The sequence below is a fragment of the Comamonas sp. CAH-2 genome, from assembly GCF_009668305.1.
In the GTDB taxonomy this organism is placed as follows: domain Bacteria; phylum Pseudomonadota; class Gammaproteobacteria; order Burkholderiales; family Burkholderiaceae_C; genus Comamonas; species Comamonas aquatica.
In genome coordinates, this window is sequence record NZ_VSWF01000003.1 from 58,691 (window position 1) to 74,063 (window position 15,373).

Sequence of the window (15,373 nt, forward strand, 5' to 3'; positions counted from 1 at the left end):
CCAAGCGGCTGCTTGGGGCCTGGGATCACGCGCCAACACCTGCGCGGGGCGGCTGGCGCATGCCCAGGGGTCAGGCCATGTGTACGCACCATGCTGCTATGCTGTGGCGCATGAAACTCTTGCTCAAATGGTTGTTGAATGCCGGGGCCCTGCTCCTGGTGGCGGCGGTGTTCAGTGGCGTGCAAGTGGAAAGCTATGCCTCTGCCCTGTGGGCCGTGGTGGTGATCAGCCTGCTGAACACCCTGGTGCGGCCCTTGTTGGTGTTGCTGACCTTGCCGGTGACCTTGCTGACCGTGGGCCTGTTCCTCTTCGTCATCAACGGGCTGATGCTGTGGGCGGCCTCGGGCTTGCTGGGCGGGCTGCACGTGGCAGGCTTCTGGGCTGCTGTCTGGGGGGCGATTCTCTACTCCCTGCTGGGTATGGCCATCGACTCACTTCTCGCGCGCCTGTTCCCGCAATAAGGCTTCCACGGCACGCAGGCGCGTGTCGATGATCGAGACCTCGATGTAGTCGGCGGCGCCCTGGCTGCGCCGTGCAGCATCCTGGCCGGCCTTGAAACGGTCCACGGCCGCCGCGTAGTCGTAATGCGCCGCATGGGCTTCGGCTTCCGCACGGATGGCGCGCAGCGTCTGGTGCTGCGCCTGCCAGGCCTGCGACAGTAGGCGCCAGGCGGCGGCATCGTGCGGGTGTGTGACCACCCAGGTCTGCAGGCGTTCCGCCACGGGCTGGGCCCGCCCGGTGGCCAGCAATGCCTGGCCGGCCAGCAGCAGCTGAGGGCGTGGCACATCGCCCCGCAGGCTGGCATCACCCAGGGCGCGCAGGGCCGCCTGGGGCTGCTGTGCGGACAGCTCCAGCTCAGCACCCAGCCATCGCACCTGTTGCTGCGCCGCACGGTCACCCTGGGCTTGCGCATGGCGGCCCAACTGGGTCCAGGCCTGGCGCGCGGCCTCCCAGTCTTTGAGCTGGATCTGGCTCAGGACCGCCGCGTACAGCTGTCCGGCTTGGTCGATGGCCGACAGTTGGGCGAACTCCGGCATCAGGGGCTGGCGGCTCCATTGGCGCAGCTTGTCCGTGCCTGGGCGGCTGAGCACCCGTGCACGTGCTGCCATCATGGCGTGTTCCATGGTCGGCTGTGCCGCCTGCTGCTGACCGTGCGGGATGCGCGCCTGCATGTCGGCAATGCGCTCGGTGGTCAGGGGGTGGCTGCGCAGATAGGGCCAGCTGCCGTTGTCGTTCAGGCGGCTGGCGTGCTGCAGCTTCTCGAACATGCTGACAGCCCCCTGGGGGGCAAACCCGGCAGGTGCCAGCAGGCTGGAGCCAATGCGGTCGGCCTCGCGCTCCATGTCGCGGGAGAAGCCCAGCTGGTTCTGGATGGCGGCCGCCTGACCACCGACGATCATCGCATTGGCCGCGTCGGGGCTTTTGCTGGCGGCCAGGGCGCCCAGGATCATCCCGGCAATCAACAGGGGTGTGCTCTTCTTTTCCTCGCCGATCATGCGTGCAATGTGGCGCTGGGTGACGTGTGTCAGTTCGTGGGCCATGACCGAGGCCAGCTCATCGCGGCTGGTGACGGCGCCAATCAAGCCCAGGTGCACCCCCAGGTAGCCCCCGGGCAACGCAAAGGCGTTGATGCTTTTGTCCCGGCCCAGCAGGACCTGCCAGGCAAAGCGCTCCTGCAGCTCCTGCGACATGTCGCCGCGGTCTTTGGAGGCCTGTACCAGGGGCAGCCAGATGTCCATCACATAGGCGTGCAGCTGGAGGTCGTCGATGTAGTCCGGGTCACGGTACAGCGAGCGGATGATGCGATCGCCCAGGCGGCGCTCCTCGCTGGTGGTGATGTCGGCACCGTCGCCCATGTTGGGAAGTGCCAATTGGGCTGAAGCCGTGGGAAGGTGTAGCAAAGGGGTGGCGAGGGCCAGCACCAGCAGGGCATGGCACAGGGCAGGTGTTGCCCGGCGAGAAAGCGGAAATGTCATTGGCGATGTAAAGGCACAAGGCCGTCTGAGGCGGGGACAGACTCTTATGATGCCTGCATTGCGCCATCGTTCCCAGCTTTACCAGCCAATCTGGCAGCGGAGCGCGTGGACTTCGTGCGCGGTGCAGGCCTTGCGAGGTGCTGCCCCCCAAGATCCATCCCCCTTCAGCGTCTGCCTGCATGCGCCGCGTCCGCTGAGGATGGTTTTTATGAACCCTGGACCCCTCCGAACTATGAACCCCGACCAGCACCCCAACCAAGGCCTGACCCACTTTGATGCCCATGGCCAGGCGCACATGGTGGACGTAGGTGGAAAAAGTACGACCCACCGCATTGCCGTGGCCGAAGGGCGCATCGTGATGCAGCCCTCCACCTTGGCCATCATCCAGAGCGGCACGGCCAAGAAGGGCGACGTGCTGGGCATTGCCCGGGTTGCCGGCATCATGGCGGCCAAGCAGACCAGCAACCTCATCCCCCTGTGCCACCCCCTGGCACTGACCCGTGTGGCGGTGGATTTTGAAGTGCTGGCCGATGCGAACGCCGTGCGCTGTACCGCCACCGTGGAAACCCACGGCCAGACCGGCGTGGAGATGGAAGCCTTGACGGCCGTCCAGATCGCCTTGCTCACGATTTACGACATGTGCAAGGCGGTGGACAAGGGCATGGTGATGGAGGGGGTCAAGGTGCTGGAGAAGCGGGGGGGAAAGTTGGGGGCCTGGAAGATCGATAAGGGCTGCTTGGGGTGATTGGCTATGGCCCCGGGATTTGTTGAAGCTGTGGGAATTGTTGTTGAAGCAGTTGCCAGCCCTCTTGGGCTTCTGTACAGCGCTGTGGACCATGGATATGGCAAATGCGTTGTAGCGTGATCTCGGCTTCGCGGGGGCGGCCATTTAATCCAGCGGCCAGCGCATAGCGGAACATTGCTGGGGGATATCCAAAGCGCATAGACACTTTGTGCATCCACTCCACTTGCTCGGCGGACATGTCTGGAGTCGCCTCCGTGCGTGCGAAAGTCAGGAAAGCTCTGAGTTGGGTCAGAAGGCGAAAGTTGGGGAGCTCATCGGCAACTTCGGACTCCCCAATCCGTGCCGATTCGAAACCCAGGCTGCGATGGTTGGCTTCGGCAGCAAGCCATTCTGACGCAACAATGATTGAGAGCGCGGAAAATGCGCCAACGCAGCAGGCAAATACTTTGCGTGAAATAGCTATATAGCTGCTTTTGGTTTGTGGGGTATTCGCTTCAATGCAGCCTATGAGTAAACCTGCTGGAATTAAGAAATAAGCATATTCCAACGGAAACTCCAGCATGCCGTGGATACCGAGTCCAATTAATCCTGCTAATAGCCAGCCAGTGCCTGGGTGAGTGTAGTTGCGGATATGCCGGTAAATCCAAGCTATCAGTAGTGCGGCGAGGAAAATTCCTAGAGGAATGCCATTCCAGAGCATCAAGTCCAGCGCAAAATTATGGCTGTGCTCGAAATATTCTCTGCTGGAGGGATGGTCGACAGCCACCATTTGCTGGGCTGAGCCGACTTGCTGCCAGCCGTAACCCCACCAGGGTTCACGCCATAAAGCATCCAACATGGATAGCCAGTATGCCGGGCGAGTTCCTGGATGCATTTGGCTGCTAAAATCTCGGCCAACATTGAATAACAATAAATCATTCAAAGGCTGCCATAACAAAACGCTAGCACAAAATAATACTCCAAGCAGAGCTAACCAAGTCAGAGGAATCCGGTTGTGCATCCGTATATTTTGAATGCCACCCCATGTGATAAGTAGGGCGATTTGCAGCCACCCTGTGCGGGATTGCGATAGCAGCATGCCGCTAGCCAAAAATAAAGTGCCCAGCCAAAAACCGATTTTTCCAGTTTGCCGCTGCTCATACAGCCAAAAAATGGAGCAAACACCCAAAAAGCACAGAGTGTTCAGGTGATTGGGTTGGGCTACATTCCCAAATGGACGACTTCCGGGAGGCAGGTCAGCGCCGTAAATACCCAGTGTAAGCGCTTCCGTCCACTGTACCAGTGCTATGCTTGTGCTAATGATGGCGCTCAATGCGCAGCTACTGGTGAGAGCACGGATGCCTTCTTCGGATCCTGAGGATGTGCGTTGAGTTAACCAGTTTCCTAAGCATACCGCGATTATTGCATAGGAGGCATAAAGGCTAACCATGATGGCGTCACCCATGAAAAATAGATGACCAGTTGCCAGCTGTAGCCAGGGTAGACTAAAAATTGCTAAGAAAAAAAATAGGATTTTTCGTGATATATGTAGCTGAGGCTTTATTGTCCATAGACTATAAAATGCTAATAAAAATAGTCCTGTGATGGATGTTGATTCATTCCATGCAGAAAGCCATGGTGAATAATGATTGGGGAGGAGCCATCCAAAAAAAATCCATCCGCAGAAAAAATAAAGCATAAATGTGCAAAATAAAAGCGTGCCATGCACGCTTTTATTTTATATAAAACTATTAAATAGTTGCTTTGCAGGAGCCGGGCAAATATTTTTTGATCTTCGATGAGCTAGGGGTTCCGCAAACCCATTGATTGATCTGCACAGGCATGTCAGCTGCAGAATATGCATCTGTAGCTGCACCGCCGGCATCACGAGGTTCCAAAATCACTGTTTGGCCGTCAATGTCCGCATCGTTGAAGCCATGCGTTGTTACGGTGATGCGTCCATTTGCATCGGTGACCACACTGTATACATACTTGGTAGGCGCGGAGGCTGTCGATGGATTGGATGCGTTCACTTCACAGCCCCAACCGTTGGCCCCTGGGGCATTTGAAGCAGAACCAGTTTGATAAACCTCGGTGATGGTTGTACGGCATCCCGAAGCAGCCAGAATCACCTCAGACATCTTGGCTTTGATCGTGTAGTCCTTGTAAGCAGGCAGTGCCACGGCGGCCAGAATACCGATGATCGCCACCACGATCATCAGTTCGATCAGGGTGAAACCCTGTTGCATCGTACGCTTCATGAAAAGCTCCTTGGAGTGAAGAAAAATGAAATATGCAGGACTTGGTGCAATTGGCGTGCCAGCAAGCGGTGGCCGGGAAATGGGGCGTTAGTCTGTGTCTTTGAAAAATTTGCTTGCAATTCGGCGTGAAATGTCACTTTTTGGGGATGATTCGCGTCTTGCGGGTGACGTTTTTGTCATGCGGTTATGTGTCTATTGAAAAGATAGCTGTCTGCGCAAATCGGGAAAGCTTTTGAAGCACTAATCACGTTGCATTTCTTTTGGAACCTGCGGAGCCTGCTCTACTTTTTAATTCAACCGGATGCTGCTGGCCGGGCCGCGGCGCCAACCGCTCTGTAGCGCGCACCCATGAAAAAAGCGCCCGAAGGCGCTTGGTGGGACTGAGGGGGCTGGTGGCCACTCAGGTGGCTTGGCTGGTTTGGCGGGTTTGCATCCACTTGCCCACGGCAACGACCAGCAGGGCGCCGGCGGCGGCTGCCGCGTAGTGCAGCCAGGGGTGGGCCAGGGTGTAGCCATGCAGCAGGTTGTCGTTGACGATGGTCTCGCCGCCGACCCAGCCGATCAGGGCGGCGCCCAGGGTGATGATCACGGGGAAGCGCTCCATCAGCTTGATCATCAGGGTGGAGCCGAAGATCACCAGCGGGATGGAAATGGCCAGGCCGAGGACCAGCAGCACCATGTTGCCCTGGGCGGTGGCGGCGACGGCGATCACGTTGTCCAGGCTCATGACCAGGTCGGCGATCAGGATGGTACGGATGGCGGCCACCATGGAGCCATGGCCCTTGGCTTCGCCTTCTTCGTCTTCACCACCGCTGAGCAGCTGGTAGCCGATCCACAGCAGCAGCACGCCGCCGATGACCTGCAGGAACGACAGCTCCAGCAGCTTGGCGGCCACGATGGTCAGCACGATGCGCAGCACCACGGCGGCGCCGGAGCCGAACATGATGGCTTTCTTCTGTTGGGCGGGTGGCAGCGAGCGGGCGGCCAGGGCGATGACGACGGCGTTGTCGCCGGAGAGGATGATGTTGATCCAGACGATCTTCACCAGGCCGATCCAGAAGTCGGCGCTATTGAGAAACTCCATTTTTACTCCACTGTTATGAATTGAAAACGCCAGCCTGCGTGCGCAGACCGGCGTTTCTTGTTGGAAGTGGGCAGTTTACGCCCGGGTGGGGGGCGTGGCGTGCGTAGTTTTGCGTAACCACAGGCGCGGGGGCATCGCCAAATCCATGGGGGCATCACGCGCCTTCCGCACGCTGTGGGCGTGCAGCCAGGCCAGTGTGTGCCGGTCGCGGCCAGCCTTTCCTGCAGGGCAAGGGACAACCAGAGCACCTCGGTGGCCTGCGCACTGCACAAAAAAAGCCGCCCCGACAGGATCGGGGCGGCTGGGGGTCAGCAGGGCGCGCTGGGGCTTACTTCTTCAGCAGGCCTTGCAGCAGGCGGCCCATTTCGGAAGGATTGCGGGTGATGGTGAAACCGCACTCTTCCATGATGGCCAGCTTGGCATCGGCCGTGTCGGCGCCGCCAGAGATCAGCGCACCGGCGTGGCCCATGCGCTTGCCGGGAGGGGCGGTCACGCCAGCGATGAAGCCGACCACGGGCTTCTTCATATTGGCCTTGCACCACATGGCGGCTTCGGCTTCGTCGGGGCCGCCGATTTCGCCGATCATGATCACGGCGTCGGTGTCAGGATCGTCGTTGAAGGCGCGCATCACGTCGATGTGCTTCAGGCCGTTGATGGGGTCGCCACCGATGCCGACGGCCGACGACTGGCCAATGCCCAGTTCGGTCAGCTGGGCCACGGCTTCGTAGGTCAGCGTGCCGGAGCGCGAGACCACGCCGATGCGGCCCTTCTTGTGGATGTGACCGGGCATGATGCCGATCTTGATTTCGTCGGGCGTGATCAGGCCGGGGCAGTTGGGGCCCAGCAGCAGGGTCTTCTTGCCGCCGGCGGCTTCCTTGGCCTTCATCTTGTTGCGCACTTCCAGCATGTCGCGCACAGGGATGCCTTCGGTGATGCAGATGGCCAGGTCCAGGTCGGCTTCGACGGCTTCCCAGATGGCAGCGGCTGCGCCTGCTGGGGGCACGTAGATCACGGACACAGTGGCGCCGGTTTCCTTGGCAGCGTCCTTGACGGAACCGAAGATCGGGATGTCAAAAATGCGCTCGCCGGCCTTCTTGGGGTTCACACCGGCCACGAAGCAGTTCTTGCCGTTCGCGTATTCCTGGCACTTTTCGGTGTGGAACTGACCGGTCTTGCCGGTAATGCCCTGGGTGATGACCTTGGTGTCTTTGTTGATAAAGATCGACATGTTTTTATCTCCGGGGGCGTTTACTTGACGGCGGCAACGATCTTGGTGGCGGCTTCGGCCATGGTGTCGGCCGAGATGATGGGCAGACCGGAATCAGCCAGGATCTGCTTGCCCAGCTGTTCGTTGGTGCCCTTCATGCGCACGACCAGTGGCACGCTCAGGTTCACGGCCTTGCAGGCGGTGACCACGCCGTTGGCGATGGTGTCGCACTTCATGATGCCGCCGAAGATGTTGACCAAGATGCCCTTGACTTCAGGGTTCTTGAGCATGATCTTGAAGGCTTCGGTGACCTTCTCGGCCGTGGCGCCACCGCCCACGTCCAGGAAGTTGGCGGGCTCGCCGCCGAACAGCTTGATGGTGTCCATGGTGGCCATGGCCAGACCGGCGCCGTTCACCAGGCAGCCGATGTTGCCTTCCAGGGAGATGTAGGCCAGGTCGAACTTGGAAGCTTCGATTTCGGCAGCGTCTTCTTCGTCCAGATCGCGGAAGGCCACGATTTCAGGGTGACGGAACAGCGCGTTGGGGTCGAAGTTGAACTTGGCGTCCAGGGCCATCAGGTCGCCCTTGGAGTCGCAGTTCAGGGGGTTGATTTCCACCAGCGACGCGTCGGTGTCCATGTAGCACTTGTAGATCTTGGCGAAGATGTCTACGGCTTGGTCGATGGACTTGCCTTCCAGACCGATGGCAGCTGCCACCTTGCGCGATTGCGCTTCGGTGATGCCGGTCAGGGGGTCGATCATCTCGGTGATGATCTTTTCGGGGGTGGAGTGGGCCACTTCCTCGATGTCCATGCCGCCTTCGCTGGAAGCGATCAGGGCCACCTTCTGGGTCGCGCGGTCGGTGACCAGCGACACATACAGTTCGTTCTTGATGTCGGCGCCGTCTTCGATGTACAGGCGACGGACCTTCTGGCCTTCGGGGCCAGTCTGGTGCGTGACCAGCTGCATGCCGAGGATTTGCTCGGCCAGCTTTTGCACATCTTCGATGGACTTGGCCACCTTGACGCCGCCGCCTTTACCGCGGCCGCCGGCATGGATCTGCGCCTTCACCACCCACACGGGGCCGCCAAGCTTTTGCGCTGCCTCTACAGCTTCCTGGACGGTGAATGCCGGAATGCCACGGGGGACTGGCACGCCGAATTGACGCAAGATTTCCTTGCCTTGGTATTCATGAATCTTCATGAGTTTTGTCTCTCTGAAACGGAGGGGAAATGCCCGTTTTCCTGCTGCCTAAACATGCGGAGCCGGGCTCGTATGACATGGCAATCGAAGAATGTACCATGGTGCAGTGCAACCAAAAAGTGCTTTGTCAAGCGTGATCTACGTATTTGTGTACGTAGGTTAATACGTAGAAAACCTGTGCGGCTAGCGCAATTGCGCGCCATTTGCCGATGAGTGCGCGCACACCGCGAATGCAGTGGACAATCGGCGTTTTTCAGCAGATGGCGCCGCGGCATGTGGCCCAGACACAGATATGCGCCAGAGGGCGCGGGAGCGTTGAGATGTCCAAAGTCTTTATTGATGGCGAAGCCGGCACCACGGGTCTGCAGATTCGTGACCGCTTGCAGGGTATGGCTGGCGTGGAGCTGGTCAGCATTGCGCCCGAGCTGCGCAAGGACCCTGCCGCCAAGCGCGCGCTGATCGCCGGCGTGGATCTGGTGATCCTGTGCCTGCACGACGATGCCGCGCGCGAGACGGCGGCCATGGTGGACGGCATCACCGCCGAGACCGGCCGCGCCATCAAGATCATCGACGCCTCGACCGCGCACCGCGTGGCCCCGGGCTGGGTCTATGGCTTCCCCGAACTGTGTGCCGGCCAGCTGGACGCCGTGAAGACCGCCACCCGCGTGTCCAACCCCGGCTGCTACGCCACGGGCGCGATCGCGCTGCTGCGCCCGCTGGTGGATGCGGGCCTGATTCCAGCGGACTACGGCCTGAGCCTGCCCTCCGTGTCCGGCTACAGCGGCGGTGGCCGCAGCATGATCGAGGCCTATGAGGCGGGTGGCGCTGCACCCTACGAAGCCTACGCGCTGGGCCTGTCGCACAAGCACATCCCCGAAATCCTGCAGTACACCGGCCTGACCCGCCGCCCCGTGTTCATCCCTGCCGTGGGCAACTACGCGCAGGGCATGCTGGTGCAGCTGCCCCTGCACCTGGACCTGCTGCCCGGCGCGCCCAAGGCCGCCGATCTGCACGATGCCCTGACCAGCCACTACGCCCAGACCAACGCGCCCGCGCAGTGGGTCAAGGTGCTGCCGCCCACGGAGGACCACAAGCTGGCCGCTGACACGCTGGCCGGCACCAACCAGCTGGAGTTGCGCGTGTTCGCCAACGAGCAGTACCGCCAGGCCGTGCTGATCGCCCGCCTGGACAACCTGGGCAAGGGTGCCAGTGGCGCGGCCGTGCAGAACCTGCAGCTGATGCTGGGGCTCTGAGCGGGTCGTTGGACCCTGCGCACCAGCGGCCTGCGGGCCGCTTTTTTGCACCCGGTGCCTTGGCATCTGTATAGCGGCTGGCGCAGTACTGGTGAGGGCTGCAGGTAGTTATCTATCTGAAACCTTTGTTGAACCTGCGCAAACTGCTCCTTTTCTTGATTCATCCATGTCTGCACCGTCTGCCCGTTCTGCCGAAATCCGCCGTGCCACCCTGATCGGCCTGGTGGCCGTGCTGTGCTGGAGCGGCACCGTCGGCCTGATGCGCTCGGTGTCCGAAGCCCTGGGCGCCCTGGGCGGCGCGGCTGTGCTGTTCAGCGTCAGCACCGCCTTCGTGCTGCTGGTCCGCGGCCTGCCCACGCGCGCCCAGTTGCGCAGCGTCTCGCGCGTGTACCTGGTGGCCTGCGGCCTGCTGTTTGCCTGCTACGAGATCAGTCTGTCCGTGGCCATCGGCCTGGCGCACGGCCGCCAGCAGGCTATGGAGCTGGGCATGATCAACTACCTCTGGCCCAGCCTGACCATCGTGCTGGCCGTGCTGTGCCGCCAGCAGGCCGCCCGCTGGTGGCTGTGGCCCGGCGCCGCGCTGTGCCTGTGGGGCCTGGGCCTGGTGATGGGCGATGGCGCCCCGGCGGGCGATGCCCCCGGCTGGCAGAGCCTGGTGGCGCACATGGCGGCCAACCCCCTGGCCTATGCCCTGGCCTTTGGCGCGGCGCTGATGTGGCCCGCGTACTCGGTGCTGTCGCGCGTGCATGGTGGCGGCTTCAACGGGGTCGGGCTGTTCCTGCTGTTCACCTCCGGCCTGCTGTGGGCGCAGTGGCTGGCCCTGCCGACTGTGCCCATGCAGTGGAGCTGGGGCGTCGCCGCCCAGGTGCTGGCCGTGGGCGGCTGCACGGCCCTGGCCTACAGCTGCTGGGAGCATGGCATCCAGCGCGGCAACCTGGCGGTGCTGGCCGCGGGCTCGTACTTCACGCCGGTGCTGTCGGCGCTGTGGGCCAGCGTCTGGCTGGCGGTGCGGCCCGGGCTGCCGTTCTGGCAGGGCGTGGTGCTGGTCACGCTGGGCTCCCTGGTCTGCTGGGGCGCCACGCGCGGGCGTTGATCCCGCGCAGCCCCGGTCGTTTGCCCGGCGGCCTGCGCTGCTCTAAGCTGCGGGCTCCTTCTTCCCTTGCTTTGGACCCCCTGGTTTATGGATTGGAATGCCACCAGCCTAGCCCTGCTGACCGCCCTGGGCGTTGGGCTCATGATCGGTGTGGTGCGCGAGCGCACCCAGCCTCCCCACCTGCTGCCGGCCGGTACGCGCACGCATGCGCTGGTGGCCTTGCTGGGCTGCATCACCTGGCTGCTGGGGCCCTGGGTGTTCATCGCGGCGTTGCTGGCACTGGCGGCGCTGACCCTGGCCGCCTACCTGCAGTCGGCCCACGAGGACCCCGGGCTCACCGGTGAGGTGGCCCTGCTGCTGGCGGCCGTGCTGGGCGCCCTGGCCGCGCACGAGGCGGCACTGTCCGGCGCCCTAGGGGTGCTGGTGGCCATCCTGCTGCAGGCCAAGGCGCCGCTGCAAAAGATCAGCCGCGAATGGATCAGTGAGCGGGAAATCCAGGATGCCCTGCTGCTGGGCGCGGCGGCCCTGGTGGTGATGCCGCTGCTGCCGCGCGAGCCCATCGACCCCTGGGGCGCCATCCGCCCCATGCTGGTCTGGCGCATCGTGGTGCTGGTGATGGCGGTGGGGGTGTTCGGCCACTTCGCGCAGCGCATCCTGGGGGCGCGCTGGGGGCTGGCCATCGCCGGCTTCTTCTCGGGCTTTGCCTCGTCCACCGCCGCGGTCAGCAGCCTGGGGCAGCAGGCGCGTGCCGATGCCGCCCTGGTCGTGCCCAGCGCGGCGGCGGCGCTGCTGGCCAACCTGGCCTCGCTGCTGCTGTTTGTGGCGGTGGTGGCGGCGGTGTCGCCCAGGCTGCTGCAGGCCACGCTGTGGAGCTGGGTGGCGGCCGTGCTGGGCTTGCTGGCGGCGATTGCCGCGCTGTGGTGGCTGGGCGGGGTGACGGCGCCAGCGGTGCAGGCCCCGCAGGAAGACCGGGCCTTCAAGCTCTCGCATGCCTTGCTGATTGCCGGCTTGATCTCCGGCGTCTCCTTGCTGGCGGCGTGGCTGGAGCAACTGTTCGGTCACACCGGGGCCCTGGCTGCGGCGGCCATGGTGGCGCTGGCGGAGGTGCAGGCCGCGGCCGCGGGCGTGGCCCAGTTGGTGGCCAAGGGCGGCATGCCGCTGGAGGTGGGGCGCTGGGGCACGCTGGCCGTGCTGGGCGCCAGCTGCGTCAGCAAGGGCGCGCTGGCGTTCGCGGTCGGTGGGGTGCGCTACGGGGTGCTGGTGGCGCTGGGCCTGCTGGCCATGCTGACCGGGGGTGTGCTGGGCCTGTGGGCCAGCGGCGCGGGCGCCTAGGCCCCGCCGTCGGTTGAGTGGCCGTGGTGCCTGGTCACGGCGCCGGTGGCAGGCACTGGCTCAGCCTTCCTCGCCGTCCGGGGACTGACCGCGCAAGACCTTGTTGACCACGTCGCCGCCAAAGCCGCGGCTGGCCAGAAAACGCATCTGCTTCAGGCGTTCCTGCGGCGTGGCGGCCACGGTGCCGAACTTGCGCTGCCAGACGTCCCAGGCGCGGGCGTGTTCCGTGTCCTTGAGCTGCTCGGCCGCCGCGCGCACGGTGGCATCGTCCAGGCCTTTGCTGCGCAGCTCGTGCAGCACGCGGGCATTGCCCAGCTTGCCGCTGCGCCGGTACAGCACGGACTGGGCCACGCGCTCGGGGCTGATGAAGCCCTTGGCCTCCAGCGCATCCAGCACGGCGGCCAGGTCGTCGCCTTCTTCCGCGTGCGGGGCCAGCTTGCGTTCCAGCTCCAGGCGCGCGTGTTCGCGCTGACCCAGCAGTTTGAGGGCGCGACCGGTGAGCGAGAGTTTGTCGAATCCCATGGTGCGAAAGTCTCAAAAAAATAGCTGCCCGCGCTTGCTAGGTCAGCGCTGGCAGCCATTTTGTCGTCGAATGTGATCAGCCGATCACGCCGTCTTCATCGGCCACGGCCTTGTCGGCCTTCTTGCCCTTGGCGGGCTTGGCGGCGGCTTCGCCTTCGGCCACGGGGATCAGGCTGATGCCCAGGCTCTCGCGCACCTTGTTCTCGATTTCCACGGCCAGCGCGGGGTTTTCCTTCAGGAACTCGCGGGCGTTGTCACGGCCCTGGCCGATCTTCTCGCCGTTGTAGGCATACCAGGCGCCGGACTTTTCCAGCAGCTTGGCTTCCACGGCCATGTCCAGGATCTCGCCCTCGCGGCTGATGCCTTCGCCGAACAGGATGTCGAACTCGGCCGTCTTGAACGGGGGCGACACCTTGTTCTTCACCACCTTGACCTTGGTCTCGTTGCCGATGGCGTTGTCGCCCTTCTTGATGGTGCCGGTGCGGCGGATGTCCAGGCGCACCGAGGCGTAGAACTTCAGCGCATTGCCGCCGGTGGTGGTTTCGGGCGAGCCGAACATCACACCGATCTTCATGCGGATCTGGTTGATGAAGATGACCGTGCAGTTGGTCTTCTTGATGGTCGCGGTCAGCTTGCGCAGCGCCTGGCTCATCAGGCGGGCCTGCAGGCCGGGCAGCTGGTCGCCCATTTCGCCTTCGATTTCGGCCTTGGGCACCAGGGCGGCCACCGAGTCGACGACGATCAGGTCCACGGCGCCGGAGCGCACCAGGCTGTCGACGATTTCCAGGGCCTGCTCGCCGGTGTCGGGCTGGCTGATCAGCACCTCGTTCAGGTTCACGCCCAGCTTCTGGGCATAGCTGGTGTCCAGCGCGTGCTCGGCGTCGATGAAGGCGCAGGTGCCGCCCAGCTTCTGCATCTCGGCCACGACCTGCAGGGTCAGCGTGGTCTTGCCGGACGACTCGGGGCCGTAGATCTCGATCACACGACCGCGGGGCAGACCGCCCACGCCCAGGGCCACGTCCAGGCCCAGTGAGCCGGTGGACACGACCTGGATGTCTTCCACGGCCTCGCCCTCGCCCAGCTTCATGATGGTGCCCTTGCCAAACTGCTTTTCGATCTGGGCCAGGGCGGCGGCCAGGGCCTTGGCTTTTTCGCTGTTGGCGTCGGTGTTGCGGGCGATGGCGTTCATGGCGGTTTCCTTGCAAAAAGACAGAGAGGGGTGGAAGTTGGCACCCCTGTGCATGTTCACAGGCTGGATGCTTGAACAGTAGTGTAGGTGCTTTCTGAAAAATATATAGTCAAGTTGTTTGACGTTTCTGAAAACTGACCATGTCAAAGATTGTGACCCCCTCGCTGCCCGATGAAGCCTGGCGCCACCTGCACCTGGGGCGCCTGCTGGGCCATGCCCAGCGCAAGTTCGATGCGCGCGTGCGCAGCCTGATGGCGCAGGACGACGAGACGCCGCTGGCCTTGTCCAACCTGGCGGCGCGCGACAAGGTGGGCGCGGCGCACATCCACATCACGCGGCACCTGTCGCTGCAAGGCGACCGCATCACCGACCTGGCCGAGCGCGCCGGCATGAGCAAGCAGGCCATGCTGGACCTGGTGGACCAGTGCGAGGCCTGGGGCCTGGTCACGCGCCAGGCCGATCCGCACGACCGCCGGGCCAAGCGCGTGGTCTACACCGAGGCCGGGCGCGAGTGGCACTGGGCCTTTCAGCGCGCCGTGCAGCAGGCCGAGGCGGAGTTCGTCGAGTCCGTCGGCCAGGAGGTGGCCACCGTGGTGCGCCTGGGGCTGGACGCCTATGGCAGCGAGGCCGGCGACCTGGCCTAGTGCGGGTGGCTTGATGCGGGTCAAGACTGCCGGGCTGCTGCACTGCAGCACCCGCGTAAACACCTGTAGGGCGCCTGCAGTGCGGCTCCTAGAATGGCCCGATGGACGGCGCAGGGAGTGCCGTTGGTGACAAGGCAGGCACGACGCCGCAGCCCGTGGCAGCAGATCGCGGCGCGGCAAGGAGACGAAGCGATGCGCATCCTGATAGCAGAAGATGACCAAGTGCTGGCCGACGGCCTGCTGCGCAGCCTGCGCGGCGCCGGGGCGGTGGTGGACCACGTGGCCAGCGGGACCGAGGCGGACACGGCCCTGGTCACCAACCACCATTTTGATTTGCTGATCCTGGACCTGGGCCTGCCGCGCATGCACGGGCTGGAAGTGCTCAAGCGCATGCGCGGGCGCGGCGATGCGCTGCCGGTGCTGATCCTCACCGCCGCCGACAGCGTGGAAGAGCGCGTGCAGGGCCTGGACTTCGGGGCCGACGACTACATGGCCAAGCCCTTCGCGCTGTCCGAGCTGGAAGCGCGCGTGCGTGCGCTGACGCGCCGTGGCATGGGCGGGGCCAGCAGCACCATCAAGCACGGGCCGCTGGTCTACGACCAGTCCGGGCGGGTGGCCACCATCGACGGCAAGATGGTGGAGCTGAGCGCGCGCGAGCTGGGTCTGCTGGAGGTGCTGCTGCAGCGCGCCGGGCGCCTGGTCAGCAAGGACCAGCTGGTCGAGCGCCTGTGCGAGTGGGGCGAGGAGGTGAGCAACAATGCCATCGAGGTCTACATCCACCGCCTGCGCAAGAAGATCGAACGCGGGCCGATCCGCATCGCCACGGTGCGCGGTCTGGGCTATTGCCTGGAGAAAATCACAGAATAGTTGATAGCTGTCGGCGCTT

The 15,373-nt window shown here is 63.4% G+C and carries 15 protein-coding genes; 7 read left to right on the forward strand and 8 right to left on the reverse strand.

The features are described 5' to 3' along the window. Positions 1-110: 110 nt before the first annotated feature. Positions 111-461, forward strand: coding sequence for a phage holin family protein (locus FYM52_RS03485; RefSeq protein WP_043378824.1), 351 nt, complete (start codon positions 111-113; stop codon positions 459-461). Here the strand turns inward: FYM52_RS03485 and FYM52_RS03490 are convergent. Further along, positions 432-1,976, reverse strand: coding sequence for a M48 family metalloprotease (locus FYM52_RS03490; protein WP_154163108.1), 1,545 nt, complete (start codon positions 1,974-1,976; stop codon positions 432-434). The two genes, FYM52_RS03485 and FYM52_RS03490, sit on opposite strands and share 30 nt — an antisense overlap. Positions 1,977-2,208: 232 nt before the next feature. On the opposite strand from FYM52_RS03490, the gene moaC reads away from it, so the two are divergent. After that, positions 2,209-2,721, forward strand: a complete 513-nt coding sequence (gene moaC / locus FYM52_RS03495; RefSeq protein ID WP_154163109.1) for a cyclic pyranopterin monophosphate synthase MoaC — start codon at positions 2,209-2,211, stop codon at positions 2,719-2,721. 4 nt (positions 2,722-2,725) lie between these two features. Here moaC and FYM52_RS03500 read toward each other — a convergent pair whose 3' ends face one another. The 5 genes from FYM52_RS03500 to sucC all read right to left on the reverse strand — a co-directional run bounded on the left by FYM52_RS03500 (position 2,726) and on the right by sucC (position 8,454). Beyond that, positions 2,726-4,399: a PglL family O-oligosaccharyltransferase gene (locus FYM52_RS03500; RefSeq protein WP_154163110.1), complete on the reverse strand. Its 1,674-nt coding sequence runs from the start codon at positions 4,397-4,399 to the stop codon at positions 2,726-2,728. A gap of 52 nt (positions 4,400-4,451) precedes the next feature. After that, positions 4,452-4,961 (reverse strand): pilin, encoded by a 510-nt coding sequence (locus FYM52_RS03505; RefSeq protein ID WP_154163111.1) that lies wholly within the window; start codon positions 4,959-4,961, stop codon positions 4,452-4,454. A 400-nt stretch (positions 4,962-5,361) separates the two neighbouring features. Next, a complete protein-coding gene (locus FYM52_RS03510; protein WP_154163112.1) occupies positions 5,362-6,045 on the reverse strand; it encodes a TerC family protein in 684 nt (227 codons plus the stop codon). 328 nt (positions 6,046-6,373) lie between these two features. Beyond that, positions 6,374-7,273: a succinate--CoA ligase subunit alpha gene (sucD, locus tag FYM52_RS03515; RefSeq protein ID WP_042415991.1), complete on the reverse strand. Its 900-nt coding sequence runs from the start codon at positions 7,271-7,273 to the stop codon at positions 6,374-6,376. 20 nt (positions 7,274-7,293) lie between these two features. Beyond that, on the reverse strand, positions 7,294-8,454 hold the full coding sequence (gene sucC / locus FYM52_RS03520; protein ID WP_154163113.1) for an ADP-forming succinate--CoA ligase subunit beta: 1,161 nt from the start codon (positions 8,452-8,454) through the stop codon (positions 7,294-7,296). A 320-nt stretch (positions 8,455-8,774) separates the two neighbouring features. Between sucC and argC the strand changes: the two genes are divergently transcribed. The 3 genes from argC (at position 8,775) to FYM52_RS03535 (ending at position 12,132) form a co-directional block, all read left to right on the forward strand. Continuing rightward, positions 8,775-9,707: an N-acetyl-gamma-glutamyl-phosphate reductase gene (argC, locus tag FYM52_RS03525; protein ID WP_154163114.1), complete on the forward strand. Its 933-nt coding sequence runs from the start codon at positions 8,775-8,777 to the stop codon at positions 9,705-9,707. A 166-nt stretch (positions 9,708-9,873) separates the two neighbouring features. Continuing rightward, complete coding sequence (gene yddG, locus FYM52_RS03530; protein ID WP_042415981.1) at positions 9,874-10,800, forward strand: aromatic amino acid DMT transporter YddG; 927 nt, start codon at positions 9,874-9,876, stop codon at positions 10,798-10,800. Between the two features lie 87 nt (positions 10,801-10,887). Continuing rightward, on the forward strand, positions 10,888-12,132 hold the full coding sequence (locus FYM52_RS03535) for an MgtC/SapB family protein (RefSeq protein WP_154163115.1): 1,245 nt from the start codon (positions 10,888-10,890) through the stop codon (positions 12,130-12,132). Positions 12,133-12,192: 60 nt separating this feature from the next. Here the strand turns inward: FYM52_RS03535 and recX are convergent, their stop codons facing one another. Together recX and recA are read right to left on the reverse strand one after the other, a co-directional pair. After that, positions 12,193-12,654 (reverse strand): recombination regulator RecX, encoded by a 462-nt coding sequence (recX, locus tag FYM52_RS03540; RefSeq protein WP_154163116.1) that lies wholly within the window; start codon positions 12,652-12,654, stop codon positions 12,193-12,195. A gap of 76 nt (positions 12,655-12,730) precedes the next feature. Next, the gene (gene recA / locus FYM52_RS03545) at positions 12,731-13,843 is read right to left on the reverse strand and encodes a recombinase RecA (protein WP_042415972.1); all 1,113 of its coding nucleotides are present in this window, start codon (positions 13,841-13,843) and stop codon (positions 12,731-12,733) included. 140 nt (positions 13,844-13,983) lie between these two features. On the opposite strand from recA, the gene FYM52_RS03550 reads away from it, so the two are divergent. Together FYM52_RS03550 and FYM52_RS03555 are read left to right on the forward strand one after the other, a co-directional pair. Beyond that, positions 13,984-14,487 (forward strand): MarR family winged helix-turn-helix transcriptional regulator, encoded by a 504-nt coding sequence (locus tag FYM52_RS03550; protein WP_154163117.1) that lies wholly within the window; start codon positions 13,984-13,986, stop codon positions 14,485-14,487. Between the two features lie 192 nt (positions 14,488-14,679). Continuing rightward, positions 14,680-15,354: a response regulator transcription factor gene (locus FYM52_RS03555; RefSeq protein WP_042415966.1), complete on the forward strand. Its 675-nt coding sequence runs from the start codon at positions 14,680-14,682 to the stop codon at positions 15,352-15,354. Positions 15,355-15,373 lie beyond the last annotated feature (19 nt).

Excerpts from the sequence above, each read along its gene's own strand:
- FYM52_RS03485 (WP_043378824.1), top strand. The coding sequence starts at position 111 with ATGAAACTCTTGCTCAAATGGTTGTTGAATGCCGGGGCCCTGCTCCTG.
- FYM52_RS03490 (WP_154163108.1), bottom strand. The coding sequence starts at position 1,976 with ATGACATTTCCGCTTTCTCGCCGGGCAACACCTGCCCTGTGCCATGCC.
- moaC (WP_154163109.1), top strand. The coding sequence starts at position 2,209 with ATGAACCCCGACCAGCACCCCAACCAAGGCCTGACCCACTTTGATGCC.
- FYM52_RS03500 (WP_154163110.1), bottom strand. The coding sequence starts at position 4,399 with ATGCTTTATTTTTTCTGCGGATGGATTTTTTTTGGATGGCTCCTCCCC.
- FYM52_RS03505 (WP_154163111.1), bottom strand. The coding sequence starts at position 4,961 with ATGAAGCGTACGATGCAACAGGGTTTCACCCTGATCGAACTGATGATC.
- FYM52_RS03510 (WP_154163112.1), bottom strand. The coding sequence starts at position 6,045 with ATGGAGTTTCTCAATAGCGCCGACTTCTGGATCGGCCTGGTGAAGATC.
- sucD (WP_042415991.1), bottom strand. The coding sequence starts at position 7,273 with ATGTCGATCTTTATCAACAAAGACACCAAGGTCATCACCCAGGGCATT.
- sucC (WP_154163113.1), bottom strand. The coding sequence starts at position 8,454 with ATGAAGATTCATGAATACCAAGGCAAGGAAATCTTGCGTCAATTCGGC.
- argC (WP_154163114.1), top strand. The coding sequence starts at position 8,775 with ATGTCCAAAGTCTTTATTGATGGCGAAGCCGGCACCACGGGTCTGCAG.
- yddG (WP_042415981.1), top strand. The coding sequence starts at position 9,874 with ATGTCTGCACCGTCTGCCCGTTCTGCCGAAATCCGCCGTGCCACCCTG.
- FYM52_RS03535 (WP_154163115.1), top strand. The coding sequence starts at position 10,888 with ATGGATTGGAATGCCACCAGCCTAGCCCTGCTGACCGCCCTGGGCGTT.
- recX (WP_154163116.1), bottom strand. The coding sequence starts at position 12,654 with ATGGGATTCGACAAACTCTCGCTCACCGGTCGCGCCCTCAAACTGCTG.
- recA (WP_042415972.1), bottom strand. The coding sequence starts at position 13,843 with ATGAACGCCATCGCCCGCAACACCGACGCCAACAGCGAAAAAGCCAAG.
- FYM52_RS03550 (WP_154163117.1), top strand. The coding sequence starts at position 13,984 with ATGTCAAAGATTGTGACCCCCTCGCTGCCCGATGAAGCCTGGCGCCAC.
- FYM52_RS03555 (WP_042415966.1), top strand. The coding sequence starts at position 14,680 with ATGCGCATCCTGATAGCAGAAGATGACCAAGTGCTGGCCGACGGCCTG.